Raw genomic sequence first — 17,672 nt, 5'->3', positions numbered from 1 at the left:
TTATGACAACTCTGCTCTATTTTTTCTAATTTTGATAGCTCTCCAAAACAAACCTTGTGACGGTGAGAAAAAGAATGCTAATGCGAACAAGAATGTTGCGACAAGAACAATTGTTGCACCTGAAGCAAGATTATAAGAGAAACTAAAATATAGCCCTACTACAGATGAAAGAGCACCAATACCTGCAGCTAAATAAATCATGACCCATAAACGATTTGTTAATAAATACGCTGTAGCCGCTGGTGTAATAAGCATGGCGACAACTAAAATAATTCCTACAGTTTGAAGCGATGCAACTGTAACCATTGTAAGTAGAATCATTAAGCCGTAATGAATCCATTTGTTCGGTAATCCGTAACTTTGCGCCATCGTTGGATCAAAAGTAGATACGAGTAATTCTTTGTAAAACAACATCACAAGCCCAATAATGACTACTCCGATAATAAGTGTCATCCACATATCAGAAGAACGAACTGACAGGACATTCCCGAATAAAATATGATACAAATCAGAACTACTCTTCATAAAGGTAATTAAAATAATCCCTACGGCAAAAACAGATGTAAACATAATCCCTATCGCCATATCATGCTTAATTCGACTATTTTGACTTACAAACCCAATTCCAACTGCAGTAATAACACCAGTTAAAACAGCCCCTATGAAATAGTTCATACCAATCATATAAGAAAGCGCTACTCCGGGAAGAACAGCATGTGAGATTGCATCACCCATTAATGCCATGCCTCGTAAAATAATAAAACATCCTATTACCCCACAAATCACGCCTACCATAACGGAAGTTAATAGCGCCTTCTGCAGAAAACTGTACTGCGTTAACGCATCTATAAATTCTACAATCTTCATGATGAATGTACCTCCGCTGCATTATTAAACAATATGCCGTGATTTATATACGCTTTTGACATAACAGTTGGTTCTAATACTTGCCTTACTTCTCCGTAATGAATTAAGCTCTTATTCAATAATAGTAATTTATCAAAATAGGACTCTGCTTTACTTAGGTCGTGATGTACAACAACAATCGTTTTTCCTTCTTTGCGTAATTCTCTAAGAATTTTAATAATTGTCTCTTCACTTGTTACATCAATTCCAACAAACGGTTCATCTAAGAAGAAGATTTCCGCCTTTTGCGCTAAAGCTCTCGCTAAAAAGACACGTTGTTGTTGCCCACCTGAAAGCTCACCAATTTGACGATTCTTAAATTCCTCCATACCGACTTTTTTTAGACATTCAAAAGCCCAATCTCGATGCCCTTTCTTCGGTCTTTTCATCATCCCTAAAGATGGATACGTTCCGATTAGCACCACATCTGAAACTGTAATCGGGAAATCCCAATCTACATCACTTCTTTGTGGTACATAAGCAACATGTTTTCTAGCGCTCCGAATATCCTCTCCAAGAACTTGAACGTATCCCTTATCATTTGGGATTAAATCTAGAACAGCTTTCATTAAAGTAGATTTTCCCGCTCCGTTTGGACCAATAATTCCAACGAGTTTCCCTTTTTCAATATCGAAGGAAACATTTTGAACTACTTGATTCCCTTGATAAGATACAAACAAATCTTTGACAATTATAGCCTCATCCATTTTTTATGCATTCCCCTTTCTTTTTTTCATCTATATAATTATTTTGCACTAAGGCAACTTTTAAATAAAAAAATATAATGCGAATGTAAATTCACACCAAAGTTTCCTCGAGGAAACTTTTTTATATGAGTCAAATTATATAAGCTAGATGCAAATTTGTAAACCGCTTTTTATTACTTTATGAATATATCGTGAAAACTTGCCTCTAAAAAACAAAAATATTAAACTTTTCTCAATTCATTTTGACACACATATTAGCCAATGCTAATATGAATAAAGAATAACATATTAGTAATTACTAATACGAATGGAGAGGATACAATTGTGCAACTCAAATGATTCAGATGTAAAAGCCAAGTTCATCCGTGGCTTTGCTGATAAAACAAGATTACAAATTCTTCAATGTATGATGGATGGTGAAAAAACAGTATCTGAAATTGTGGAAATCACGCAAGGAAATCAGTCAAATATATCTCAGCACTTAAACTGTTTAAAAGGATGCGGAATCATTCTAGGTAGACAGGAAGGAAAATACGTCCACTATTCCTTACGCAATAAGCAAATTGAACAGTTACTCACTATGTTTGATGTCGTTTTTCATGAAGTACAAAATGAAGTAGCGTCATGTGATAAAAACGATGCTTGTTTATCTCAAAAAGGAGAAAACTGTCATGACAAATAAGAACGGGAAGGAAAAACAAACTTCACCATGTTGTTCTTCAAAAAAAGAGATTCTGATTGTTCCTATTGCTAAGGAAACCTCTTGTTGTAGTACTGAAAAAGAAATAGAAGATTCGTCATGTTGCTCCTCTAAAAAAGAGATTCCAATTATCTCTATCACGAAGGAAACCTCTTGTTGTAGTAGTAACAATGATTCTATAAAAACAGAAAATAGCTCTTCCTGCTGTTCATCTGAATTAGCTCAAGAAAAAGAACAAACGACATCAAAGTCTTCTTGCTGTAGTGACAACTCATGCGAAGATCCATCTCCTCCTCGTGCTACTCAGAAAATAGTAGGAGACGGTGTACAAACATACGTAGTGGACGGAATGGATTGCGGTGCATGTGCCTTAACAATCGAAAAGCATCTACAAAATGTTTCAGGCGTAGAAGAAGTTCGAGTAAACTTTGCTACTGGAAAAATGCATATTCGTCATGACCGCGATGTGGATGACATTATAAAAGAAGTGTCTAATGCAGGGTTTGGGGCTTCCTTAGCAGGAGCCCGCAGAGGGTCCGCTCCTGTTCAAAAAGCTAAAAATACAACTTTAATTCTTTCAGGATTATTTTTAGCTTTAGGGTTTGGAGGAAGTTTTACAAACATATCACCTCTTCTTATTACACTTCTCTATGCGGCGAGTATCGGTATCGGTGGTTATAAACCCGCTAAAAGCGCCTTTTATGCAATTAGAAGTAAATCACTTGATATGAATGTTCTTATGATATCAGCTGCAATTGGTGCTGCATTAATTGGTCAATGGCTAGAAGGTGCAACCGTTGTTTGGTTATTTGCATTAGGTGCAACTTTACAAAATAAATCAATTGAACGTACACGAGAATCTATTCGCGGATTAATTGATTTAGCACCGTCAGAAGCTTGGGTACAAGTTGGTACTGAACTTATAAAAAAATCTGTAGATGATATTGCAGTGCGTACAACAATTGTTGTAAAACCTGGTGAAAAGATCCCATTAGACGGCACAGTTACAGGCGGTACTTCTACTGTAAACCAAGCTCCGATAACTGGTGAATCTATCCCAATTGATAAACAAATTGGTGATTCCGTATATGCGGGGACGATTAATGAGGAAGGTTCACTTGAGATTACAGTAACTAAACTCGTTGAGGATACTACGTTATCTCGAATTATCCACCTTGTAGAGGAAGCACAGGAAAAGAAAGCACCGACAGAAGCATTTGTGGATCGTTTCGCAAAAATCTATACACCTATCGTTTTTGTATTAGCAATCGGTGTCATGATCATCCCTCCCCTTCTTGGTATGGGCGAATGGATGGAATGGATTTATAAAGGGTTAGAACTTCTTGTTGTTGCGTGTCCTTGTGCTTTAGTTATCTCAACTCCTGTTGCAATCGTATCTGCAATAGGAAATGCCGCAAGAAACGGTGTACTCATTAAAGGTGGTACTGCACTAGAAATTGCAGGTGCATTAAATGCTATTGCGTTTGATAAAACAGGTACATTGACTGAAGGAAAACCAAAAGTAATGCATGTGCGAATCTTACATTATACGGAAGATGAATTATTATCAATTGCCGCAACAATTGAAGAATATTCTAATCATCCCATTGCAAAAGCCATTACAGCATATGCTAAGGAGCATCAAATTTCTATCCAAAGTGGAACGGACTTCCGCGCTATTGTAGGGAAAGGTGCGCAAGTCACAATAGATGGCGAAACATACTACGCTGGAAATAAAGCATTATATGAAGAGTTTGGAATTTCGCTTCAAATGTGGAATGAACCAGTTCGAGAGATGCAAAGAATTGGTCAAACCGTGATACTTGTTGGAACGAACAAAGTTATTTTAGGAATGATTTCAGTAGCGGATTCCATTCGCTCTACTACTTATGAAACGATTCAAGAATTAAAACGAGCAGGTATTCAGGAAACTGTTATGTTAACAGGAGACAACGAAGGAACAGCTGAACATATTGCACAAAAAGCAAAAGTAGATCGTTATTTTGCTAACTTACTTCCAGAAGACAAAGTGCATGCTGTAAAACAACTTCAATCTGAAGGAAAAACAGTAGCTATGGTTGGGGACGGTATTAATGATGCCCCTGCCCTCGCTACTGCAAATCTAGGAATTGCTATGGGCGGTGCTGGAACTGATACAGCAATGGAAACGGCAGATATTGTATTAATGGCAGATAATCTTGAAAAACTTCCGTATACGATGAAACTTAGCCGGAAAGCATTGCACATTATTAAACAAAATATATGGTTCTCATTGATTATTAAATTTATTGCCCTTGCCTTTATCTTCCCAGGCTGGCTTACTCTTTGGATGGCTGTACTAAGTGATACAGGCGCTGCGCTTATTGTAATCCTAAACAGTATGCGTTTATTACGAAACAAATAATAAGATGCGGGGCTACCTAGTAGCTCCGTACCTTAAATAAATTTTGAAAGGATGTACATATGAAAAAAATGCGTGTCATTACATTACTCATGCTTATTTCTATCATTACGATTTTAGGAGCATGTAGTGATAGTAAATTAAGAGATTCACTCGATTGGGATGTAGAAAAGTTTACATTTACAGATCAAAATGGCAAAAAGTTTGGTTCATCTGAATTGAAGGATAAAGTTTGGGTAGCCGATTTTATTTTTACAAGTTGTGAAACCGTTTGCGCTCCTATGACAGCTAATATGGCAAAACTTCAAAACATGTTGCAAAAAGAAGGTATTACAGATGTAGAGTTTGTATCGTTTAGTGTAGACCCTGAAGTGGACACACCTGAAAAAATAACAGAGTTTATGAAGGTCTACGAAATGGATGCGAAGCGAACTCATTTTTTAACAGGTTATACGCGACCAGAAATTGAAAAGTTTGCAAAAGATAACTTCCAAACACTTGTAACGAAACCAGACAATAATACACAAGTTATACATGGTACAAGCTTTTATCTTGTAGATAAAGATGGGAAAGTTGTGAAGAAATATTCAGGCCTTCAAAACACACCGTATGAAGATATGATCCGTGACATTAAAAGAATTCGCTAAATAAAAACCGCCTATTATGTTTCTATTAAACTAAAAAATCCGAGGTGTTTATATGAAAAAAAAGCAAAGCTCTCACATGAAATTATTGCTACTTACCACATTAATCCTTTTCGCTGCTATTACAGCTTTCGTCGTATTCAATAAAGAAGATAAAGTTGCTACAAATAAAGTAATAAAAGATTTACACCCTATCGGCAAGCAACCTACTTTAGGAAAAGAAGATGCACCAGTCTCTATTATTGAGTTTGGCGACTTTAAGTGTCCTGCTTGTAAAGCATGGGGTGAGCGTATCTTCCCTCAGCTTCAAAAAGACTATATCGATACAGGGAAAGTTAAATTTTCATATGTAAATGTTTTATTCCACGGAACGGAATCTAAATTGTCTGCTTTAGCTGCTGAATCTGTTTATAAACAAGACCCTCAAGCCTATTGGAGCTTCCATAAAGAATTATTTAACGCACAGCCAGCAAATCACGATGATCCATGGATTACTCCTGAAAAACTATTAGAAATTGCGAAAACATATACACCAAGTATTAATGCTGTTCAACTTGAAGAAGATTTGAAAAAACAAACAGCGCAAGAAGAAGTAAATAAAGATGAAAAACTAACGCAAGATTACGGTGTAGAACAAACACCGAGCATTGCCATAAATGGAACGATGTTGTCTGATCCTTATGATTATGAACAAATCAAAAATTTAATTGAAAAAGCATTAAAGGACAAAAAATGATGAGTACGACAAAAAAGAATTTTGAATGGCGTAATTACACTTTATATTTTGCATGGATTGTATCAATGATTGCGACACTAGGTAGTCTATTTTTCAGTGAGATTCTTGGGTTCATACCGTGTGAATTGTGTTGGTACCAACGAATTATGATGTATCCGCTCTGTATTATTTTAGGCATTGCAACGTTCTATAATGAAAAGAATATGAAAAAATATGTATTACCAATTTCTATTATCGGCGGGAGTATTTCACTTTATCACTATGCAATACAAAAAATCCCTGGCGTTTCAGAGATTAACCCGTGCGTGCAAGGTGTCCCTTGTAATGTCGATTATATTAATTGGTTCGGTTTTATAACGATCCCCTTCTTAGCGTTAATTGCTTTTTCGTTCATTACTTTGTTTATGGTGTTAACGAGATCGCATTAATATGGTAATGGCAGAAAAAGAAATCTAGCTTTTAAATTGCATTCCTTATTACTGTGAGTATAATGAAAACCCCAACTGTAAGAACAGTAGTTTTATAGACGAAAAAAGCAGGAAATCACTCGTGATTTCCTGCTTTTTTTATATTTTAGGTCCTTGATAAGTGAATCCACATATGGCTACCATTTACTCATACACGATAACTAGGACTTTCTATTTCCATAAATATTTTAGATTTACATGACGTATTATTTTTATTATGACTCCCTACTAACAACACCTCGCCGCTCGTATTCCATTCTATATTCAACAGCAGCTGCAATTTTGGAGCTTGCGAACCTTTCCGTAATCCAAAGTCCTAAGTCAACTCCTGAAGTAACTCCTCTTGCAGTAATAACATTTCCTTGATCTACAATTCTGTAAGGAAGAAGCTCTGCTCCATATTCACTCATTTCACTCTGCGCCAAATGATGCATTGTCGCCTTTTTATTATTCAATATACCGGATGCAGCTAGTAACATACCTCCAGTACAAACTCCCGCAACAATTGTTCCTTCATTGTGCATCTCTCTAATGATTTTAGTTAAAGTACCAAGCTCAACTTCCTTTCGTGCCCCGTTCTCAGCTTTATGATTCCAGCCACCACCAGGTACAATTAACAAATCTGGACGATTATCCATTCGTAAAAAATCATGTAGTGTAATCGTCACTCCAAACGAAGTAGTAACCTCTTGTTTTTGTTCACTTGCTACGAATTCAACTGTAAACGGAGCCCCTTCTTCAATTGCTCTTTTCAATACTTCAAAAGGAGCAAAGGAGACAAGCTCTCCGAAACCATCAAACAATACAATTTGTATTTTCATTTTTTGAACACCTCACATGGTTTCTTTCTTGAATCCCAAATTAGAAGAATAAATGTTATCTACAAATTAACAATGACGACAGTCTTTCTCCCCTTATTTTATAAACTCTCAAATGTTCCTCTATTTTTCTCTCGTCACCTAATAGACTCATCGTCTTTTTAACGAAGTTCCAATTTAGACTACCGGATAACCATAGTAGTGAAGAAAGTCTTTTATAATCATTTAAAGTTAAAATGTTATTAGCTCCATACCCTTTTAAAAATGCTCTAGCAACTTCCGTGCATACTACATGTGACTCTATTCCTTCTGTCCGGGAATACCATTTTATTAAAAAGGCTAATCCTTCAATACGATCAACATATCCAATCGATTCAAAATCTATAATTCCTTTTACACATTGATTTGTATCCCATATAACATTTAAAGGATTTAAATCAGTTTGAACAATAAACTCCAAATCACTCGCATGTGCGCATTCTATATGATACTTAGCGAGATCTATATATCCTCGCAATTCCTTACATGTACCACCCTTATTTTCTAATAGCTTTATAAATTCACCATATCCATCTAAATGAGCTTTCTTTTGAAAAGTCGAGCTTTGAAATGTACTAGAAATATCATGTATCTTTTTTGCTTTCTTTCCAAAAACCTCTGCCATCGTTTCTGTACAATGAGTAATATGTTCCCCTTCCATCCAAGTAGATAATACAAACCGGTACTGTTCCTCATTCCAAGTGAGTAATGTAAAGAAATCTCCCTCCCTATTCTCCTTAATCTGCATAAATGGGATTCCATGCTCTCTTAAATGATATGTAAACCGTACTTGCTCTTTCAATTGTTCATTTGATAACGTCCCAAAGGCCGGATTGATTGTTCGATCGCTATTTATAAACCGTGCGGAATACCGATTCCCATTCACCATGATTTTATAGTGTAAATCTGTATGCCAACTGTTCTTATGTAGTTCTTCTTCAACTACTAATGTATGAATTTCTTTAAAGTAGTTTATTAATATGTTTTTTATTATTTGTTTCATCCTATTCTCCTTACATGTAAAAACTTTTGATGATGGTTTGTAACATACACTTAATTTACTCAAAAGGAAAATAATATCCTACATAATTAAAAACATTTGTAAAACCTACATTTTCTACAACGGCCACAGAAGGCTTATTTATTTCCATACAGTCCCAATATGGAATGATATTATTCTCCAAACATTCTTTTACAAAACTATGAGCTATCATTTGAGCTAATTTTCTCCCTTGGTGATCTTCTATCGTTTCAATATCTATGCAATGTATATTTTCAAAAACGAACCCCGAAAAACATACACTTACAATCATGTTGTCAAAAACTATACAATAGCCTATTCCCTCGTTAAAAAATTCATCAAGTGAGGACCAAAACTCTAAAATTTTTGATTGTAAAAATTCAATATTCTTCAATACATTCCCTTGATTTTCATAGAGAGCTTTACTCATTTTTATCACTGTATACCCTTGTTCAATTTTAGGTTCATGATTCCCCTCATAATCCTCTTCCTTTAGCGTATACACTCTTTGATTCCAACTCTTTAATTTACGATATTGAAATATTTTTTCGATTGTTTTATTCCACTTTGAATGATTACCAATTGCTTCAAAGCAATTTAGTCCAGCCTTTCTCGCCTCAGGTTCTATCACATTATCAATAAAACTATTCATTTCATTATTAAAATTTTCATTTTCTGCACTTCCTATAAAAAAGAAGCCATCGTTATTCCCTAACCAAATAAGTCCTGAATTAGGAGAATAGATGTTATCTACAAATATACGACCAGGATTCACCCCTGTAATTACAGCCTTCACTTCTAATTGCCCTTTTTCATTTACTAAACCGTTACATTTATAAAAATCATTCATGTTTAATTCAGAAATCATATGTTATGCCCCCCTGAAACTGCCCTACTCTAACTTTACCATCATGACAGAATATTCTCTATTCGTTTTAATAGTTGTTTTAAACTAATGAAATATAAAATAAAAAAGAACCAATCCCTATAAATAGAGATTGACTCTTTACTTTACTCCCCTGTTTCAGAAAATCTTTTAATCCGTTCTCCAATTTCATCACGAACACGTCGAAATTCAGACCACTCTTTTCCTGCTGAATCGTCGAATCCCCAATGAACACGATTTACGTGTGGAGGTGTCGACGGACAAGCAGAATCCGCATGACTACAAAGCGTAACGACTAAATCAGCATTATTTAAAATGTTTGCATCAATTATATCCGATGTTTGATTCGTTATATCAATATTTACTTCTTTCATCGCTTTAATAGCATTTGGATTTACTCCGTGTGCTTCGATTCCTGCAGAATATACATTCCACTTATCACCTAAATATTGTTTCCCCCATGCTTCTGCCATTTGGCTTCGGCACGAATTTCCTGTACATAAGAAATAGATTGTCTTTTTGTTTTCCACGTTGTTTTCCGCCTTTGTTTTTAAATTATACTGGTTGATTATTAAAATATTTACGCTTAAACCAAAAAGCGACGTTTACAAGGGCAATCATTACAGGTACTTCAACTAATGGCCCGATAACAGCTGCAAATGCTGCGCCTGAATGAATACCAAACACACCAACTGCTACAGCAATCGCTAACTCAAAGTTATTACTACCTGCTGTAAATGCTAACGTTGTTGTCACTGGATAGTTTGCACCAATTTTTCTTCCCATAAAGAAAGAAACAAAAAACATCACAATAAAATAGATTAATAACGGAATCGCTATTCTTACTACATCTAGTGGTACGCTAACAATCATCTCCCCTTTTAAAGAGAACATAACGATGATTGTAAATAGTAGTGCCAGTAATGTAAGTGGACTAATCTTCGGTATAAACACCTTTTCATACCACTGTCTTCCTTTTAACTTAACGAGTACAAAGCGTGTCAACATGCCTGCTATAAAAGGAATTCCCAAGTAGATAAATACGGATTTTGCCACTCCTACCATTGTAATATCGACAATAGCCCCTTCAATTCCTAACCATTCTGGAATGACTGTTACAAACACGTATGCATAAACGGAGAAGAATAACATTTGAAATACTGAGTTAAAAGCCACTAAACCTGCTGCATACTCTTTATCCCCATCTGCAAGGTCGTTCCAAACAATTACCATTGCAATACAACGTGCTAAACCAATCATAATGAGTCCGACCATGTATTCTGGCTTATCCGGAAGAAAAATAATTGCTAAAACAAACATAAGTACAGGTCCAATAATCCAGTTTTGTACTAAAGATAAAACCAATACTTTTACATCTTTAAATACTCGGCCCATTTCCTCGTAACGAACCTTTGCTAATGGTGGATACATCATGACAATTAAACCGACAGCTAGCGGGATAGACGTTGTTCCAACTTGTAATGTATTCAGTCCGTCTACTACACTAGGAAATACAAACCCTAAACCAATCCCAACAGCCATAGCTAGAAAAATCCATAGTGTTAAATATCGATCTAGAAAAGATAAACGTTTCATTTTATTTTCCATCTCCTATTAACAACAAGAATTTTTTTCTACTACGTTAGAAGTCGTGCAACAAGATGGATCTTCAATTTTATGAACATCACTCTGTGCTTTTGTATAAAAGAATTCCCACTCGTTCCCGTCAGGATCCGTTACCCAAAACTTATCTTGAACCGCATAGCAACAAGTCGTATCCATCTCATCACGCGCAAAGAAACCTTCTTTTTCTAATCTTTCTTTATGTAACGTAATTTCTTCAGCAGTATCCACTTGGAAACCGAAATGATTTACCTGATTTCCCTTCACTTCATCTCTTACGTTCAGCGTGAAGTTAAGTCCTGGCGTCTCTAATAAAAACTTTGCATAATCTACTTTCACCTTAACTGGTGACACACCAAATACCTTTTCGTAGAATTCGATAGACTTCTCTAAATCCGTAACATTTATACCAACGTGAATATATCTCATAGCTTATTCCTCCTCTTTATATGTTATTAATCAATTTTTTTTGATTAATAGTACAAAATTTTAACAGCAACTACCTTTGCCTGTTTTTCTAAAAATACAGCACAATTCTTCTGATAATAAATTATTTACTTCCGCATCATTTAAATCATAATAACTCCACGTACCTTTTGTTTCTTTTACAATTAAACCTGCATCTAATAAGATCTTTAAATGATAGGACAACTTAGATTGCGTCATGTCAAAAACCTCTGTTAAATCACATACACAAGTCTGTCCTCGCTGACAAAGTTCATACATAATCTCTAAACGCTTCTGATCTGCCAACGCTTTAAATTTTTTCTCATAGAGCTGAAAATCTTGCGCCATTTTAGTTCATTCTCCCTTCATCAATTTTTTTTGATATTTATAGTATATACGCTGATTAATTTATTATGCAACTAATTAATCAACTTTTTTTGATTTATAAAAACTTCCTCACATCATATCTCTGCTACAGCTAAAAAGGACCATAGCCTTTTCAAAAATAAAAAACTATGGTTCTCTTTACAACTTAATGGTTACAATGTTCCCGAGGAATGGAGTCTCTATAACTGTTTTAAATTTTAATTTGACCATTATAGAGTAGTGCCCCATCACCATCAAGCTAAGAAAACCAAATGCCCCCAAATGAAAAAAATCGATATAACGCTTCGGCAAATAAAGATAACTCTTTTTTTGGTGCATATTCATAAAAAGCACGTCACCCTTTCTGATTAACATAAGAGAATAGTAATGTGCTTTTAATTTCAAAAATAGTCTAAATCCTTAAGTTGATGGTTGTGTGGCGGTACCCCATGCCTATCAACTTAAGAAAAATAAATTTTCCAAAACGAAAAAAATAAGCTGACTCCTCAAAGTAACTATCTGTAGAGAAAGAAAATTTTAATTTAGGGTGATGTGTATGAAGTAGTGCCCCTATAAACAAAACCCACCAGAAACATCTAAAATCTGCCCTGTTATCCAGCGACTATCCGAAGAAGCAAGGAATGCGACTGCATCTGCGATATCTTCAACTTGCCCTATTCGTCCGAACACAGATGAATTCGTAGCAAAATTTCGTATTTCTGGATTATCTAGCAATTTCGTATTAATATCTGTCTTCGTATATCCGGGCATAATTGTATTCACTGTTATACCTTTTTCTCCAAGATGCTTAGCTAGGGGAAGTGTCATCGTATTTAATGCTCCTTTACTTAAACCGTATGCAATTGATCCAGTAAAGCCAAGTCGTACTTCGGCTGATGAAATGTTAATAATACGCCCTTCTACTCGTAGTAATGGTAATGTTTGCTGAATTAAGAAGAACGGTGCTTTAATATTTACAGACATAATTTCATCAAAAACTTCTTCTGTCGTATTTTCAATTGTTCCTTGTGTACCTATCCCTGCATTGTTTACTAAAATATCAATCTCTGATGTACCAACTCTTATTTGTAATTCATTCTTCAATTGTTCTACTATCTTTTTGATACCATCAATTGAATTGAAATCCGCTTCAATTAAGAATGCCTTTCCTCCATTAGATTCAATCTCACTAATTGTTTCATCTGCAGCTGCTTTATTTCGGCCGTAGTGAACTGCAACTAATGCACCATCTTTCGCCAATCTCATCGCAATCGCACGGCCAATGCCTCGACTCGCCCCTGTTACTACCGCTACTTTCCCATCAAGATTCTTCATTTTTTCCATCCTTCCTACATTTTCGTTTAATAAATCCTATACTTATATTTTTATGTAAATACTAATAATTTTAAATATAGATTTATAGGTAATTTAGTCCCTTGACTTATGATATTATAGTTATAATTTACGATTTACTTTAGAAAATAAAAAGGGGTGCTATCCAATGCAAAACACAGTAAAACTAGATGAAATTGACCATAAAATTATGAACTTGTTGCATGAAAATGCGAGAATTTCTGTTTCAGAAATAGGACGTATTATATCCATGACGCAGCCTGCTGTAAAAGAACGCATTAACAAGCTTGAAGATCAAGGCGTTATAGCTGCATACCGAACGAAATTTGAGCCTTCTAAAATTAATAAGAACATCCAAGCATTCATCATGTTTAAAACGAGCCAATGCTCTGATTTTATCCAATATTGTAATGCCGCTCCTGAAGTAACTGATTTATATCGAATTAGCGGGGAATTTAATTATATGATGAAGGTCATGAGCAATTCGATGGATTCCCTCGCTGCATTTTTAGACTCTTTAATGCAATTTGGATTATCGTCTCCTTTAATTGTTTTAAAGAGTGAGTTTGAGGAGAAATTGTCGTTCTGATAAGAGGGTACTAAGCTAAAGATACCGAGTGTATGTGGAAAAATTCTTATATAATATAAAAAGAACCAGCCTATGGCTGGTTCTTTTTTCATTCAATTTCCTACTAAAAAATCCAGAGATACTTCTCCTGCTCACTTACCCCTGATTCCTCTGTGCCTCTCTAAACTCCTCCTTCACCTTCTCTAACAACCCTTCTTCCGTAATTAATCGATACGCTGTATTTGCTAGTGCTTTTGCGGACGTAATTAACGCTTTATCTCCTAATTCTGAACGAGCTGCTTCTCTAAATTCATTCGTATGCGCAATTAAATCGTCTGGACCAATTTTAATGTACGGATGAATGGTCGGTACGACTTGGCTTACGTTTCCTGCGTCTGTTGAACCGATGCCAAATCTATCTTTACGATTTACGTCCTCACCTTGTAATTCTAGTTCTTCGGCTACGACGTCATTAAATGTTTTTGTTACGAGTAGTTCATCGATTTCATTTTGGAATTGATGAATTTTCACTTTCGTACCTGTTGCTAATGCTGCTCCCTCTGCGATATTTCTTACTTTTTCTGTTATTTCCGCACATCTTTTTCTCGTTGCTGCACGGATGAAGAACCTTGCTGCAGCGTAGTCAGGAATAATGTTAGGTGCTTTTCCGCCCTCTGTAATAACGCCATGAATCTTCACATCTGACGGAAGTTGTTGGCGAAGTGCATTAATACTGTTATACAGCTGGATAATCGCATCTAATGCGTTAATTCCTTCTTCTGGTGAAGCTGCGGCGTGAGCTGTTTTTCCGTAAAAATGAAAATCAAGTGGATCGACTGCTAGTGAAGGGCTCGTTGTCGCTGTTTTTCCGCTCGGATGAATCATAAGTGCCGCATCAATATCTTTAAATAAGCCCGCTTTTACATAACTCGCTTTCGCACTACCGTTTGGTCCTCCTTCTTCAGCCGGAGTACCAAACACAACAACTTCCCCGCCAATTTCTTCAAGCGTTTCTGATAATGCGATCGCTGCCGCAACGCTAATTGTGCCAATTAAATTGTGACCACACGCATGACCAAGTCCTGGTAAAGCATCATACTCAGCTAAAAATGCGATAACTGGTCCTTGTTTTCCTGAACTTTTTCGCGCGATAAAACCTGTTTCATGTCCAGCTATATTGTGTTGTAATTGAAAACCTGCGCTTCCTAGTAATAAACTCAACGTTCTTGATGCGTAAAACTCTTGGTTACCAATCTCCGGATTCGCATGAATATCGTGACTTGTTTCTATGTACTTTTCCTTATTTCTTTCAATACTCTCTTCAATTGTTTTTCTTTTTGACGTTACTCCTGTCGCTCCCATTTTTCTTCCCCCTTATATTTTCACATAAAAAAGCCTCTTTCTAAAAGATAGAAAGAGGCTTCTGCATATACAGTCAAAATGAGCTTCTTTCTTATCTTTCAAGTTACCTTGCTGGAATTGGCACAGTATTCATAACGAATCTGCTGCCGAGGTGTCATAGGGCCAGTCCCTCAACCTCTCTTGATAAGAATTTTCATAAAATTATATTAAATTACATTCATTCTAAGTTCATTCCGATTAAAAGTCAAGGAATTCCTATCCGAATTTACCGAATATCTAAAAACCCTTTTAATACACCAATTGTTTCTGGTGCTTGCAGCCTTGCACATACGTATGGAAATTCCGTACTACCTTCAAACATCATTTGAGATGTGAGTGGCGCTCCTGCCCAGAAGATTTCATCATCGATTACGATAAACGGGAATGCTTTGTTTTGTCTTTGTAACTTTACATTTTTTAACGGAACTGGTCCATCACTATACACTGTTATTTGCGCATTTGTACGCATTAACGCTTGCCATACTCGTTTATCCACTTGCTTTGTGCTTGGAAGTGAAATAATAATCTTTCGTTTTGCAGCTAAAATATCTTTTAATAACACTTTCGGCTCTTCAAGATTCATTTCCATAAACCAGCGTAAACGTTTCGAAATTTTCCGCTCCCACAATTGTCTTGATGTTGTGCGATCATACACATCTCCGTGACGTTCTATATGAGCTGTTAATTGTGATAACGCTTGTTTTCTCGAAAGGTTTTTACGCATATAATGACAATCTGATAGTTGAATGAACTTCCCTCTTGCCCTTGTCACTGCAACATTGACGAGGCGATGATTTTTATGGTCAAAGAATAACACGCCTGGTCGTTCTTGCGGATAACTATCCACTGTATCAAAAATCATCATATCTCTTTCAGACCCTTGAAACTTATGAACCGTCGCTGCTAAAACAGGTATGTTTTGATATTTCGTTCTCTGCAATATTTCCCTGATACACGTTGATAAAAAGCGGGATTGTGCCCTGTAAGGTGTAACAACACCGATCGATTGAACACCATCTAACAGTCCGATTAACATCATTTGCATCGCTACTAAACCAGACATAATATTAAAACGAGAACCTGAAGCAGCGTCTTTTAACGAAAAGGCACCCATTAGACTCGTATCAAATAAAACACTCGCCTCATTTGCAAATGGTTGCAATTGCGCAAGTTCTTTACGGTCTGAAACAGACGGATGATCATACACTCTATTTTTATAAATAAATGAATTTGTAAACTTAGATATATCCGCATGCATACGTCTTTGTTCCTGCAACATAAAGAGGTTCGGATGTGCTTCTGATTTATTAACAGACTCAACAATGCCGGCATGGTAAAACATATCTTCCCCGAGCCATTTTCGAACGAGTTCATGGTTCGCCATCGCAATTGGAGGTAATTGTAAAAAGTCACCACATACGACAATGCGTTTTCCAAGTGAAGCAGCTAATGCGATTTGCGGAACATATGCCATACTCACTTCATCTACAACAACTAAATCAAATGTGCGCTCATAAATCAGTGAATCAATGGCACATTTCGACAAGGTCGCGCCGATTACTTGCGCATTTTCAATGTACTCTTTTTCTACTTCTTTAATTTTCGCTTTTTGCTTTCGAAGATCACTTTCAATCTCTTGTATACGCTTCTTATCAGCAGAAGTCGCTTTATATGATAAAATCTTTTCACGAAGATCTTGTCGTGTTTCCTCTAAATAGAGTCTTTCTTCTCCCCAAGATCCGTTCGTCGTTTCAACTAACTTCGATGCAAGCAACGTTTCATGATTTCGTATATGATCATGCTGGCTATAACCGTAACGAACAATTTCGCCAGGCGTCCATTTCTTTTTCTTCTCAATTTGCTTCGTTACTTCACTCATTAATACGTCCACTGCCGCATTACTATGAGCTAATACAAGTACCGATTTTCCTTTTTGATAATGCGCCGAAATAATACGTGATAAATTGTAAGACTTCCCTGTTCCAGGTGGTCCCCACACGTACGTTGTCGGATTGTAAAACGAACGATACGCCAATTCATTTTTCAGATTTTTCATCTTCTCAATATGTTTCGGACTGCTCGTCCCGTCAACAAGACGCTTTATACGATTACGTTTTAACTTATCTTTATGTGCCTCTTTCAATCGCTCTTGTAGTTGCTCTAACAATTGCCACGGTTCACTGTATAAAACAGCCTCTCGTATTTCACCTTGTATATAATCATTTAATTTCAGTTCTATTTCTAATCCGTGTACAGATAATACTTCTCCTGTCGCTTCCTCACCATCAAACTCAATTCGAATCGGTGAACCTTCAGGTAAGCTTACTTCCGATATAAGTTGAAATACGTATACTGTACTTTCATAATCTGTATATAAAAAACGACCGTTCATGATAGAAATTTTACTACCACCTATCGTTTTCCAATGTTTAATTTCATACGCTAATGCATAATGCCACTCTTTCATCGTTGCCGATAATGAAGGAGTTTGAGTAGGTGTATTCATCGTATAATCTCCTTCCTTCTCCCCAAACATACTTTCTCACTATACCATATAACACGCTAAAATTTGTAAGGTTTTTATCTTGA

At 36.1% G+C, this 17,672-nt stretch carries 18 protein-coding genes and 1 riboswitch; of the genes, 6 read left to right on the top strand and 12 right to left on the bottom strand.

Features of this window, described 5'->3' with window-relative positions; all coding sequences use genetic code 11:
- Both MR115_RS17260 and MR115_RS17255 read right to left on the bottom strand, forming a co-directional pair.
- Positions 1–867: a metal ABC transporter permease gene (locus MR115_RS17260; RefSeq protein ID WP_000706185.1), complete on the bottom strand. Its 867-nt coding sequence runs from the start codon at positions 865–867 to the stop codon at positions 1–3.
- Entirely contained in the window at positions 864–1,613 is a 750-nt protein-coding gene (locus tag MR115_RS17255) for a metal ABC transporter ATP-binding protein (protein WP_242242104.1), read from the bottom strand. Before MR115_RS17255 ends, MR115_RS17260 begins: the two co-directional genes overlap by 4 nt.
- Positions 1,614–1,935: 322 nt before the next feature.
- Here MR115_RS17255 and MR115_RS17250 point away from each other — a divergent pair, with 322 nt between their 5' ends.
- Genes MR115_RS17250 through MR115_RS17230 form a run of 5 tightly spaced genes read left to right on the top strand, consistent with a single transcriptional unit; the run spans position 1,936 to position 6,522 of the window.
- Positions 1,936–2,295: an ArsR/SmtB family transcription factor gene (locus tag MR115_RS17250; RefSeq protein ID WP_000336202.1), complete on the top strand. Its 360-nt coding sequence runs from the start codon at positions 1,936–1,938 to the stop codon at positions 2,293–2,295.
- Positions 2,285–4,717 carry a heavy metal translocating P-type ATPase gene (locus tag MR115_RS17245; protein ID WP_242242103.1) on the top strand — a complete coding sequence of 811 codons (2,433 nt, stop codon included), beginning with the start codon at positions 2,285–2,287 and terminating at the stop codon, positions 4,715–4,717. Before MR115_RS17250 ends, MR115_RS17245 begins: the two co-directional genes overlap by 11 nt.
- 59 nt (positions 4,718–4,776) lie before the next feature.
- Positions 4,777–5,361 carry an SCO family protein gene (locus MR115_RS17240; RefSeq protein ID WP_242242102.1) on the top strand — a complete coding sequence of 195 codons (585 nt, stop codon included), beginning with the start codon at positions 4,777–4,779 and terminating at the stop codon, positions 5,359–5,361.
- A 52-nt stretch (positions 5,362–5,413) separates the two neighbouring features.
- Positions 5,414–6,094, top strand: a complete 681-nt coding sequence (locus MR115_RS17235) for a DsbA family protein (protein WP_242242101.1) — start codon at positions 5,414–5,416, stop codon at positions 6,092–6,094.
- Entirely contained in the window at positions 6,091–6,522 is a 432-nt protein-coding gene (locus MR115_RS17230) for a disulfide oxidoreductase (RefSeq protein WP_242242100.1), read from the top strand. Before MR115_RS17235 ends, MR115_RS17230 begins: the two co-directional genes overlap by 4 nt.
- 254 nt (positions 6,523–6,776) lie before the next feature.
- Here the strand turns inward: MR115_RS17230 and MR115_RS17225 are convergent, their stop codons facing one another.
- The 8 genes from MR115_RS17225 to MR115_RS17190 all read right to left on the bottom strand — a co-directional run bounded on the left by MR115_RS17225 (position 6,777) and on the right by MR115_RS17190 (position 13,096).
- Complete coding sequence (locus tag MR115_RS17225) at positions 6,777–7,382, bottom strand: DJ-1/PfpI family protein (RefSeq protein ID WP_242242099.1); 606 nt, start codon at positions 7,380–7,382, stop codon at positions 6,777–6,779.
- A gap of 55 nt (positions 7,383–7,437) precedes the next feature.
- Positions 7,438–8,421 (bottom strand): phosphotransferase enzyme family protein, encoded by a 984-nt coding sequence (locus MR115_RS17220; protein WP_242242098.1) that lies wholly within the window; start codon positions 8,419–8,421, stop codon positions 7,438–7,440.
- Between the two features lie 55 nt (positions 8,422–8,476).
- The gene (locus tag MR115_RS17215; RefSeq protein ID WP_242242097.1) at positions 8,477–9,307 is read right to left on the bottom strand and encodes a GNAT family N-acetyltransferase; all 831 of its coding nucleotides are present in this window, start codon (positions 9,305–9,307) and stop codon (positions 8,477–8,479) included.
- Positions 9,308–9,450: 143 nt separating this feature from the next.
- Positions 9,451–9,855 (bottom strand): arsenate reductase (thioredoxin), encoded by a 405-nt coding sequence (gene arsC / locus MR115_RS17210; protein WP_242242096.1) that lies wholly within the window; start codon positions 9,853–9,855, stop codon positions 9,451–9,453.
- Between the two features lie 25 nt (positions 9,856–9,880).
- A complete protein-coding gene (arsB, locus tag MR115_RS17205; RefSeq protein WP_242242095.1) occupies positions 9,881–10,921 on the bottom strand; it encodes an ACR3 family arsenite efflux transporter in 1,041 nt (346 codons plus the stop codon).
- A gap of 18 nt (positions 10,922–10,939) precedes the next feature.
- Positions 10,940–11,377 carry an ArsI/CadI family heavy metal resistance metalloenzyme gene (locus tag MR115_RS17200; RefSeq protein ID WP_098870648.1) on the bottom strand — a complete coding sequence of 146 codons (438 nt, stop codon included), beginning with the start codon at positions 11,375–11,377 and terminating at the stop codon, positions 10,940–10,942.
- A 60-nt stretch (positions 11,378–11,437) separates the two neighbouring features.
- Entirely contained in the window at positions 11,438–11,743 is a 306-nt protein-coding gene (arsR, locus tag MR115_RS17195) for an arsenical resistance operon transcriptional regulator ArsR (protein ID WP_025708626.1), read from the bottom strand.
- Between the two features lie 588 nt (positions 11,744–12,331).
- Complete coding sequence (locus MR115_RS17190; RefSeq protein ID WP_242242094.1) at positions 12,332–13,096, bottom strand: SDR family oxidoreductase; 765 nt, start codon at positions 13,094–13,096, stop codon at positions 12,332–12,334.
- A 166-nt stretch (positions 13,097–13,262) separates the two neighbouring features.
- Between MR115_RS17190 and MR115_RS17185 the strand changes: the two genes are divergently transcribed.
- A complete protein-coding gene (locus MR115_RS17185; RefSeq protein ID WP_242242093.1) occupies positions 13,263–13,703 on the top strand; it encodes an Lrp/AsnC family transcriptional regulator in 441 nt (146 codons plus the stop codon).
- A gap of 135 nt (positions 13,704–13,838) precedes the next feature.
- Here MR115_RS17185 and MR115_RS17180 read toward each other — a convergent pair whose 3' ends face one another.
- The gene (locus tag MR115_RS17180; RefSeq protein WP_242242092.1) at positions 13,839–15,044 is read right to left on the bottom strand and encodes a M20 family metallopeptidase; all 1,206 of its coding nucleotides are present in this window, start codon (positions 15,042–15,044) and stop codon (positions 13,839–13,841) included.
- An 88-nt stretch (positions 15,045–15,132) separates the two neighbouring features.
- Positions 15,133–15,234, bottom strand: a riboswitch (SAM riboswitch).
- A gap of 75 nt (positions 15,235–15,309) precedes the next feature.
- Positions 15,310–17,619, bottom strand: a complete 2,310-nt coding sequence (locus MR115_RS17175; protein WP_242242091.1) for an AAA domain-containing protein — start codon at positions 17,617–17,619, stop codon at positions 15,310–15,312.
- Positions 17,620–17,672: the final 53 nt, after the last annotated feature.

It is taken from the genome of Bacillus cereus group sp. BfR-BA-01309, from assembly GCF_022664315.1.
Lineage (GTDB): Bacteria > Bacillota > Bacilli > Bacillales > Bacillaceae_G > Bacillus_A > Bacillus_A mobilis.
This window is presented reverse-complemented; position numbering and strand designations above follow the sequence as displayed.